This is a genomic window from Photobacterium chitinilyticum (assembly GCF_004104355.1).
GTDB classification, from domain to species: Bacteria; Pseudomonadota; Gammaproteobacteria; order Enterobacterales; family Vibrionaceae; genus Photobacterium; species Photobacterium chitinilyticum.
The window spans coordinates 463,894-473,535 of record NZ_RJLM01000004.1 but is presented as its reverse complement, the minus strand read 5'-3'; the positions used below and the strand labels follow the sequence as shown (position 1 = coordinate 473,535).

The following is a 9,642-nucleotide window of genomic DNA, read 5'->3' as shown; positions in this document are numbered from 1 at the left end:
TGATGGTGACAGTGACGGTATGCTCGGTGCCGTCGGCAGTGGTGACGGTGAACTCGCGATTAAGAGGATCGCTGGCCTCGGTCAGTGCCTGCACCTCCGCCGAACCGTTGTTCAGCTCGTAGCTCCAGGTACCGTCAGTGCCGATCTTGAACGTACCGAAGTTGCCGTCGGTGACGGTCTCGGCATCAAACACCGCCTCGCCTGCATCCGGGTCGACCACGTCCAGCTTGCCGCCGGTAGTCAGGATTGTGTCTTCTTTCACCGTGCCTGCATCGGCATCCGGTGTCGTTGGGGTAACAACGGCGCCGTCATCAGTACCAACAACAGTGATTGTCAGCGTCTGGGTATCCTTTCCGCCATGCCCATCATCAACCAGATAAGAGACTTTAAGTTCAACTGTTTCACCTTCAGCTAAGCTGTCATAATCATCATGACTTGGGTCAAACGTATACGAGCCATCACTATTAAATGTGAGGCCTGCCGGAATATTTTTATCGACTAACTGGTAAGTCAATGAGTCACCATCAGGGTCGTTGGCAACAACTTGACCGTGAATGACCTCGCCGCCTTCAATGGCAGAATCAAGCTTAGCTTGGGCAACAGGCGCTTGATTTACATCTACATTTAAATCTACGGGGGTTAACTGAACAGGACTATTGTTTTCGTCTTCATTCTCATCGGTAACCAACTCCGAACCAAATGATGTATCAAATCCAGCTTCTGCCAATACATTGTCATAGTCGTAATCAATAACAACAAAGCCCTGGTTTGAGGAAGTCGAGGATGATGAACCAGCGGCAGTTGCCTCAAAGATACTCGTCGGATCTTCTCCGGCAAGAATTGCATTCTGTATCGCGGTTATTTCATCGCTGTCAAAATGGGCTTGGTCGGCATAGTCTGGATTAAAGGCTACGCTACTTTCAATAGCAGCCACCTTAACTCCGTCGTCAGATAGCGCCACACAAGTTGGACATGGTTCCTGAACAATCACAGGCACACCATCTCTCAATACAACATAACGAGTTCCTGGATTGGCGACCATAATCTCGTCTGGCTGCATTTGATACTCAGCCTTAACAGCAATAACTTCATCACTCCCCTTGATAACAAATGCCATTCCATCTGCTACCTTCACATCAACGACTTTGCTGTTATTACTTGTATCCATATATGACCACCCAATTATCATTCACGATGAGTTATATAACCCGCGCTTTAAATAAAGCGATATTGAAATTTATTGTTATTTATTAATTAAAATGACACGACTCTACATATTGCTTGAAACACACTGCATGAAACATGTTGCTGGAATATAATCTCTTATTAGAATACATCCCTATCAAATACAACATTATTGAGATTGGCATTATTCCCAATAATTATGGCGAGAAATAAAATAATCCTTTACGCCAATTTTTTGGCAGTTTATCATTTGTAATAATTTGACACAATAAGCATATTCCCACACAAAAAATTTATAAAATTTTAACGTGATTATTATTTACACAAAGAGAATGAATGAAGAATAACGTGCCAACAATTACCTCTGATCACCTTGATTTTGTTGATGACAAAACGGCAGCACTATTACTGAACACCCCAAAAAGTGCACGTATCATGCTGTGGGTTATTGTTTTGTTTTTTATTGTTGCTGTCGTATGGGCATCAATGGCACAACTCGATCAGGTAACGGTAGGCGCAGGCAAAGTGATTCCTTCGTCTCAGCTGCAAGTTGTCCAAAACCTTGAAGGTGGTATTGTCAAAAAAGTACTAATCAAAGAAGGTCAGCATGTCGAAAAAAATCAAAGACTATTACTGATTGACGATACTCTTTTCCTTTCAGACTACCGTGAGCAAAGTCTTTCACTAGCAGGTTCGAAAGCCAATAGTGTTCGATTAAATGCATTATTAAATAGTGTGAGTGTTCGAAAAACGAAAGCTAAGACAAAATGGCAAGATAGTGTTGTAGTACAACGTCAACAGTTAGTTTTTAATTCAGACTTTACTAATAAACATATTAAATTAATTAGGCGACAAAATAACCAATACCAGGATCGTATCTCTAACCTGGAAAATCAGCTTTCAGTAACCGCTGAACAAATTAGCCAAAAAGAAAGAGAGCTAATTGAAACTCAATCACGCCTACATAATTTACGCCGCAACTATACTATAGCTAAAAAAGAGTTTGACATTACTCAACCTCTTGCTGAAGAAGGGGTTGTACCTCCAATTGAATTGTTAAAACTTCAACGTCAGTTAAATGACACTAAAAGTGAACTAACCTCGGCAACACTGCAGATACCAGTACTCAAGGCTGCTATTCAAGAAACTATTTTCAAACATATCGATATTGCGTTGAGATTTCGTTCCGAAGTACAAGCAGAGCTCAATGAGACCAGTGATAAATTATCAAGTCTGTCTGAATCTCAAATTGGTTTAAAAGACAGAGTGAATAGAACGGTAGTCACTTCTCCGGTAACCGGAACAATCCAAAAAATTCACGTAAATACCATTGGTGGAGTTATTCAGCCTGGTATGCCTCTGGTAGAAATTGTTCCAACCGAGGATAATCTGCTAATTGAGGCCAAAATTGCCCCTCAGGATATCGGTTTTCTAAGGCCAAGCCTCAAAGCTGTTATCAAGTTTAGCGCCTATGATTTCACACTTTATGGTGGCCTCACCGGTATTCTTGAAACCATCAGTGCAGATACCATTCAGGATGAAGAAGGAAATAGTTATTACCAAGTTCGTATACGTACTAATGCAAACAGCCTTACCGGGCCAAGTGGTGAACCATTACCAATTATTCCGGGAATGACAGCCTCTGCGGATATTATCACGGGCAAGCGCACTGTCCTGAAGTACCTGCTAAAACCCGTTCTAAAAGCTAGCCAGACAGCGTTAAGAGAATAATGACAATGAGACAGAAACAACAATTAATGAAGTTTGTACTAATGGTTTCAATTCAGTGCATAGCTTTACCTATAATGGCTCAACCACTTGAACAAGCAATTGCTCAAACCTTGGCTTCAAACCCTGAGATTAAAAGTGCCTACAGCGAATTTGTGAGCCGTAACGAACTCATTGACGCCTCTACGGGTGACTATCTGCCCTCTCTTGATCTAGAAGCCGGTGTTGGATATGAAGATTACGACAACGAATATGGCAGCAAGGGCGACTATAATCCGCGTTCTGCCAAAATCACCTTTCGACAGCTAATCTGGGATGGTTCAATCACCTACAATGACATCCAACGCAACAAATCCGAAACTGAAGCCCAGCGCTATCAGCTACTTTCAGATGCACAGGACACTGCGCTTCAGGCAACAGAAGTCTATCTTGATGTCCTCCGTGCCCAAGATGTACTCGAGCTGTCCGAAGCGAATCTTCAGGTACACAAAAAGATGTACCAAGATATCAACAAACGTACAGCATCTGGTATTGGGTCGACAGCTGATCTAGCCCAAATTGAGGGACGCCTTGCGCGTTCCAATACCAACTTATTGTCTGCAAACAGCAACTTAAACGATAAAATCACCGCATTCATTCGCGTTGTAGGCAACTATCCGAAAGATTTGGCGAAACCAGAAGTCGATATCAATTACGTGGCGCCGACCCTCGATGATGCTCTTGAAAAAGCACAGAAAAATAATCCAATAGTCCAAGTTGCCTCCAATGATGTTGAAGCCGCTCTCATCCAGTACGATCAGGCAAAAGGTGACTTCTACCCGACCTTTACTGTTGAAGCCTCCCAGCAGTGGGGTAAAGAGGTCGGCGGTAACCCCGGCGATAATGACGAATTCTCAGCCATGCTGAAAATGCGATACAACCTATTCAGTGGTAACTCGGATGTAGCCAAGACACGCCAGGTCGCTTATCAGATCAACAAATCCAAAGCAATTCGTGACAGAGCCTACCGTATGCTAGAAGAAAGTACCCGACTGTCATGGAGTGCCATGGATTTAGCAAACCAGCAAACCCAATATCTGCAACAACATGTCGATGCCTCAGCAAAGACAGTCATTGCCTATGAGAAACAGTTCAAAATCGGCCAGCGCACCTTACTAGATGTACTCAATACCGAAAACGAACTCTTTGAAGCCCGCAAGTCATACCTGCAAGCCCACTACAGCGGGATTTTGGCCAAGTACCGAGTACTTAATGCTACAGGACAACTACTCTCTGAAATGCGCGTCGATCTAGCCGACAACTGGACTCAGTCAGTTAAATAATAATTACAGGACATTAATAATGAGACACTCTTTAATTACCTTGCTGGCTTTGTTCCTGTTTGGCTGTTCGACTGGACAAATTTCTGAACCAGCAGCTGTGACACAGTCTCGCGATCTTGGCGATTCTGATCACGATGGCGTCATTAACGCTCGGGATAATTGCACCCAAACGCCATTGACTGCCGTTGTTGATAATGACGGCTGCCCAGTCTACGTAAAACGATCTGAGGAAAATGACGTACACGTTCTGTTCGCCAATGACTCCAGTTTGATTCCGGATTCGTTTTTTCCTGAAGTTCAACGTATGAGTGATTTTCTTCATAAATACCCAGACAGCAACGTAGAGCTAAAAGGACATGCCAGTCTTGTCGGTCGCCACCAGTACAATACCCAGCTATCTTTGCGGCGTGCAGAGCAGGTCCGCAAACAGCTTATCGAAACCGGGATCGCCCCCGAACGAATTCAAACCGTCGGTTTTGGCGATACGCTACCAGTCAAGAGTGATAGCGAAGAGCAATCGAATACACTTAGCCGTCGGGTAGTAGCAAAAGTTGTTGGCGAAAAGGGCTACGTCGTCGATGAATGGACGATTTTCATGGTGCGCAATAACTAAACTATTTGATTGATACGCACGTCGTGAAAAAAGCCTGTCTCTGGGTCTTGGCTATTTTGATATCGGCCAGTGCTATTGCACTGACCGATAGCGAATTAGTGCAAGTCGAAAAAGTCCGCCAGTTCTACGGAGAAAGGGCCGGACAGCGCATGCTGTCTTGGCGGCAAGTGATCAGAAGTAGCCGCGCTGCTGACGATAAACATAAGCTCAAGGCCATCAATAACTTTTTTAATCAACTGGTCTTCATTGACGATATCAAACTATGGGGGCAGGAAGACTACTGGGCAACTCCGCTAGAATTCATTGGTTCGGCAGCTGGTGACTGTGAGGATTTCAGTATAGCAAAATACTTTTCTTTACTAGAGCTAGGCATTGATGACAGCCGACTACGCCTAGTCTACGTAAAAGCACTTAACTTGAACCAATTCCATATGGTAGTAGCTTACTATCCGACCCCTTCATCTATCCCGTTGCTACTTGACAATCTTGACCGCGAAATCAAGCCTGCAACAAAACGGACTGACCTACTACCTATATACAGTTTTAACGGTAGCAAGCTTTGGCTAATGAAACAAAAAGGCCAAGGACAGCTCGCAGGCCAGGCCTCGCGACTGAGTGTATGGAATGACTTACGCCAACGTTCAAACCACACCCAATTTCACCGACCAATTATTAACTTTGATGAGTGACCACAATGACACTATACAGACAACTTTTGATATGGATGCTGATTGTATTTTTCACACTTATCACCTCGGTGTTTGTGATCCAATTCAATACAACCCGTAACTTTTTACGCGAGCAGCAATCTACAGAAATCGACAACGCCATCAGTGCCGTCGGACTTGCCGTATCACCGTACCTCGAAGCCGGCGATACCATCGCAACTGAATCGGTGATCAATGCTACGTTTGATAGTAGTTTCTACAGCAGTGTCAGCCTTGAACTACTTCAGGAAAACCTTTCCATTAAACGCACCAATCCAAAGAACATCACCGGTGTACCAGAATGGTTCCGAAATATAATTAAAATCGAACCAATTGAAAAGTCAACAACGCTCACCAGTGGCTGGTTACAGCTTGCCTCGCTGTCTGTAACCAGTAACCCAGCCTATGCCTACCTAAAATTATGGCAGGCTACCATCCAGCTTACATTAGGCTTCATCTCGACCTTTTTGCTGGGAGCTTTGATTCTTGCCGTAATTCTGTCGAAAGTCCTCAAGCCACTGAAGGCAATCCAAAGCCGGGCAAAAGAGATGTCCGTAAACCAGTTTGGTCAAGCCCTAGCAGTACCGCATACCCGTGAATTGAGCGATGTGGTGAAAGCTTTCAACCACATGAGCGCCCAGCTCAAACTGCATTTCGACCAACAGGCCTTAGAAGCCGATAGACTCCGAATCAGGGCCTTTCAGGATCCTGTATCAGGCCTCGCAAACCGCAGCTATCTGCTCACCCAATTGGAGTCTTGGTTAGATACCTCAGCCAAAGGCGGTATCGCGCTGCTGAAGGTTGACTTAATTAAAGACAGATACGATCAAAATGGCTATGAAGCAGGTGATCTGCTGGTGCAGAGCTTGGCAAGCCGTATTAAAAATCTTGCATCGGATGACTTCACCATTGCAAGATTAAGCCAGGCAGAGTTTGTTTTACTGGCACCCAATACATCGACTTCGGAATTAAAGTCGATTGGGAGAACCATGTTACTCATGAGCTCTGAACTCCAAAGCGATCCACTCGATGTCAGGCCGGTACAGGCAGCTGTTGGATTAGTCGTAAGACGCGATAGCGATACCATATCTTCATTACTTGCGCAGGCTGATAACGCGTTAATGCAAGCTCGCCAACAGCCTAAAGAACCTCTCGCTCTGTTTGACAACATTCAGCAAAACTCCGTAATGGGCAAGCTGCAATGGAAAGCTCTGGTCGATGAGGCCATTGCCAACAAGCGATTCAAATTTAAATTCCAGACAGCCATCAACGATCAGGGCGAGCCATTACACGAGGAAGTTTTTGCCTACATCGAAAAAGGGGATAAAAACTATTCTGCCGGCCAGTTTGTCGGAGCAGTGGAGCAGCTAAACGCCGGTACCCAACTGGATATGCATATACTCGATAAACTATTTCAACAACTAACAGCCAACCCTGATATGGGGCCGATTGCCGTTAACATCACCCAGAGCAGTATTAGCGATACTGGGTTTATTCGCTGGTTAAGCAACAAAATGAAGTCATATCAGTCCCTGAGTGATCGTGTTCTCTTTGAACTTCCGGAAATCAGTTTTATCAAGCACAGCAATGACACTGATTTACTATGCGAAATGATCCACCAAAACAACTTTGCTTTCGGTATCGATAATTTTGGCCATAACTTTGGATCACTAAGCAACCTGAACAAGCTGCGTCCGGCCTATGTTAAACTCGACTTTGCCTACACCAACAAAATAGACGATGAAGCAAAAGCCGATCTACTTACATCCATTACGCGTACCGCCAGTAATCTCTCTATTGTCACCATTGCATCTCGGGTCGAAACGACCAAGCAACAAGAAAAACTAGCAGCATTAATGGTAAAAGGTTTCCAGGGATTTGTTGTCGACAAAATAAACAAAGAGAAAACAGTATGAAAGATCCACTACTGACATCTCTTATCTATGTCAGCCGCTATTATGGCCAGGCCAATTCTCCCGATGCACTGATCGCCGATTTGCCATTGGCTGACGGTCTCCTGACTCCTTTTCTGCTGCCTCGAGCAGCGGAGACCGCAGGACTTCAGGCCAAAGCAAGCAAAATGGCACTAACGGAAATTCCACCACTGCTTTTTCCGGTCATTGCCCAGTTAAAGGGAAATGATGCCTGCGTGATCCTTAGCATCGACGAGGAAAAAAATGAGGCTGAAGTCGTACTGTCCCATAGTGACAACTCACAACAATGGATCAGCCTCGACGAGCTGAAAAACCAATATGCTGGCCAGCTATTTTTGGTCAAGAAAAGATTCCGCTACGACGAACGATCACCAGAAATACTGAAAACCCGTGAAGGGCACTGGTTCTGGAGCACATTATGGCACTCTCGCTCAATCTATCGTGATGTATTTGTCGCATCGATACTCATCAACATTTTCGCCATTTCCGCCCCACTTTTCACTAGGTTAGTCTACGACAAGATTGTCCCCAATCTAGCATTTGACTCCTTATGGGTGCTTACTATTGGTATCAGTATCGTCTTCTTTTTCGACTTAGTTCTGAAGCTGATGCGAAGCTACTTTATCGACTTAGCTGGCAAAAAATCTGATTTGCTAATCTCCGCCAAGATTTTCGGCAAAGTCATGGGGATTAGGATGGAGGCCCGCCCCCCTTCAGTCGGAGCATTTGCTCGCCACATGCAGGAATTTGAATCGATTCGGGAGTTCTTTACCTCGGCGACAATTTCATCGTTGATTGATCTCCCATTTGCCTTGATGTTTTTGCTAATCATTTGGTTAGTTGCTGGTCCCTTAGCCCTCGTTCCGCTGGTTGCGGTTACTCTCTTAATTATCTTCAGCTTGCTTATCCAGCGTCCGCTTCGTCAGACCATCGAAGAAGGCTCCCGCCTATCTTCGCAGAAACACGCTAACCTGATTGAAAGCCTTATCGGCTTAGAAACCGTAAAAATGTTCGGAGCCCAGAACCAGTTCCAGTTCCGCTGGGAAGAAGCAGTCTCCCACATGGCCAACTGGGGGATCAAATCTCGTAGGCTAACGGATTCGGTACAAAATACCGCGGGTTTCCTTCAGCAGTTTGTCTCAATCGCGATGATTTTATTTGGAGTATACCTAATAGCCGACGGCGAGCTAACTATGGGAGGCCTGATTGCAGCAACGATGCTGAGCGGCCGCGCTGTCGGTCCACTAGTGCAATTATCATTACTCTCGACCCGATACAATCAGGCAAAATCGGCGATGACTATCATCGAACAGTTGATGGAAATGCCCACTGAACAAGAAAATGGCAAACGCTATATTCACCGCCCTGTCATTAAGGGAAAGATAGAGTTTGACCAGGTTAGCTTCTCGTACCCAAACACCCAATCAGCTGCACTTAAAGATGTCAGTTTCACCATCAACCCGGGAGAAAAAGTGGCAATCATCGGCCGAATTGGTTCAGGTAAAACAAGTTTGGAACGCCTGATCATGGGTCTCTACCAGCCAACAGAGGGCTCGGTGCGTATTGATGATACCGACATCAACCAGTTACATCATATCGATGTTCGCCGGAATATTGGTTGTGTCGCACAAGATGTGATGCTGTTCTTCGGCTCGATTAGGGACAATATTACGCTAGGCCGCCCGCTTGCCACAGACAAGGACATCATGAGCGCAGCCGAACGTGCTGGCGTTACTAGCTTCACCCAGCAAGACACCGCAGGCCTGGAAAAGCAAGTTGGTGAAGGAGGTCAATTTTTATCCGGAGGCCAGCGCCAGTCAGTCGCTATAGCACGCGCCCTGTTAAGCAAGCCACCCGTACTTTTGATGGACGAACCCACCAGCAGTATGGATAACCGCTCAGAGATGTATATCAAACATCAGCTCAACAACCTAGCCGACAGCGATACCTTAATTTTGATCACCCACAAAACCAGTATGTTGGATGTTGTTGATCGTATTATCGTTATGGAAAAAGGACAAATTATTGCTGATGGTCCTAAGTCGAAGGTGTTAAGTCAGTTACGTGACGGCAATACTAACCAGGCAAGAAACTAATTGTAATTAACCTCGCTTTCTAGCCTTCAATCGCTCGATTATCACCTGCCCGTTTAC

The 9,642-nt window shown here is 45.1% G+C and carries 7 protein-coding genes; 6 read left to right on the top strand and 1 reads right to left on the bottom strand.

All coding sequences use genetic code 11. The annotated features are described in order from the left end of the window. Positions 1-1,168: retention module-containing protein (locus tag EDI28_RS13125; protein ID WP_164918545.1), on the bottom strand; the 1,168-nt coding region annotated here is incomplete at its 3' end. Positions 1,169-1,521: 353 nt separating this feature from the next. On the opposite strand from EDI28_RS13125, the gene EDI28_RS13120 reads away from it, so the two are divergent. Genes EDI28_RS13120 through EDI28_RS13095 form a run of 6 tightly spaced genes read left to right on the top strand, consistent with a single transcriptional unit; the run spans position 1,522 to position 9,585 of the window. Continuing rightward, positions 1,522-2,916 (top strand): HlyD family type I secretion periplasmic adaptor subunit, encoded by a 1,395-nt coding sequence (locus EDI28_RS13120; protein ID WP_128784326.1) that lies wholly within the window; start codon positions 1,522-1,524, stop codon positions 2,914-2,916. Between the two features lie 5 nt (positions 2,917-2,921). Beyond that, complete coding sequence (locus EDI28_RS13115) at positions 2,922-4,235, top strand: TolC family outer membrane protein (protein WP_128784325.1); 1,314 nt, start codon at positions 2,922-2,924, stop codon at positions 4,233-4,235. Between the two features lie 19 nt (positions 4,236-4,254). Beyond that, positions 4,255-4,848: an OmpA family protein gene (locus EDI28_RS13110; protein WP_128784324.1), complete on the top strand. Its 594-nt coding sequence runs from the start codon at positions 4,255-4,257 to the stop codon at positions 4,846-4,848. A 23-nt stretch (positions 4,849-4,871) separates the two neighbouring features. Next, positions 4,872-5,537, top strand: coding sequence for a transglutaminase-like cysteine peptidase (locus EDI28_RS13105; protein ID WP_128784323.1), 666 nt, complete (start codon positions 4,872-4,874; stop codon positions 5,535-5,537). 5 nt (positions 5,538-5,542) lie between these two features. Beyond that, positions 5,543-7,471 (top strand): bifunctional diguanylate cyclase/phosphodiesterase, encoded by a 1,929-nt coding sequence (locus EDI28_RS13100; protein WP_128784322.1) that lies wholly within the window; start codon positions 5,543-5,545, stop codon positions 7,469-7,471. Further along, complete coding sequence (locus EDI28_RS13095; RefSeq protein WP_128784321.1) at positions 7,468-9,585, top strand: type I secretion system permease/ATPase; 2,118 nt, start codon at positions 7,468-7,470, stop codon at positions 9,583-9,585. The genes EDI28_RS13100 and EDI28_RS13095 overlap by 4 nt, the downstream gene beginning before the upstream one ends. Positions 9,586-9,642: the final 57 nt, after the last annotated feature.

Bases quoted from the DNA above. Each gene is read 5' to 3' on its own strand.
- EDI28_RS13115 (WP_128784325.1), top strand. From the start codon at position 2,922: ATGAGACAGAAACAACAATTAATGAAGTTTGTACTAATGGTTTCAATT.
- EDI28_RS13100 (WP_128784322.1), top strand. From the start codon at position 5,543: ATGACACTATACAGACAACTTTTGATATGGATGCTGATTGTATTTTTC.
- EDI28_RS13120 (WP_128784326.1), top strand. From the start codon at position 1,522: ATGAAGAATAACGTGCCAACAATTACCTCTGATCACCTTGATTTTGTT.
- EDI28_RS13095 (WP_128784321.1), top strand. From the start codon at position 7,468: ATGAAAGATCCACTACTGACATCTCTTATCTATGTCAGCCGCTATTAT.
- EDI28_RS13110 (WP_128784324.1), top strand. From the start codon at position 4,255: ATGAGACACTCTTTAATTACCTTGCTGGCTTTGTTCCTGTTTGGCTGT.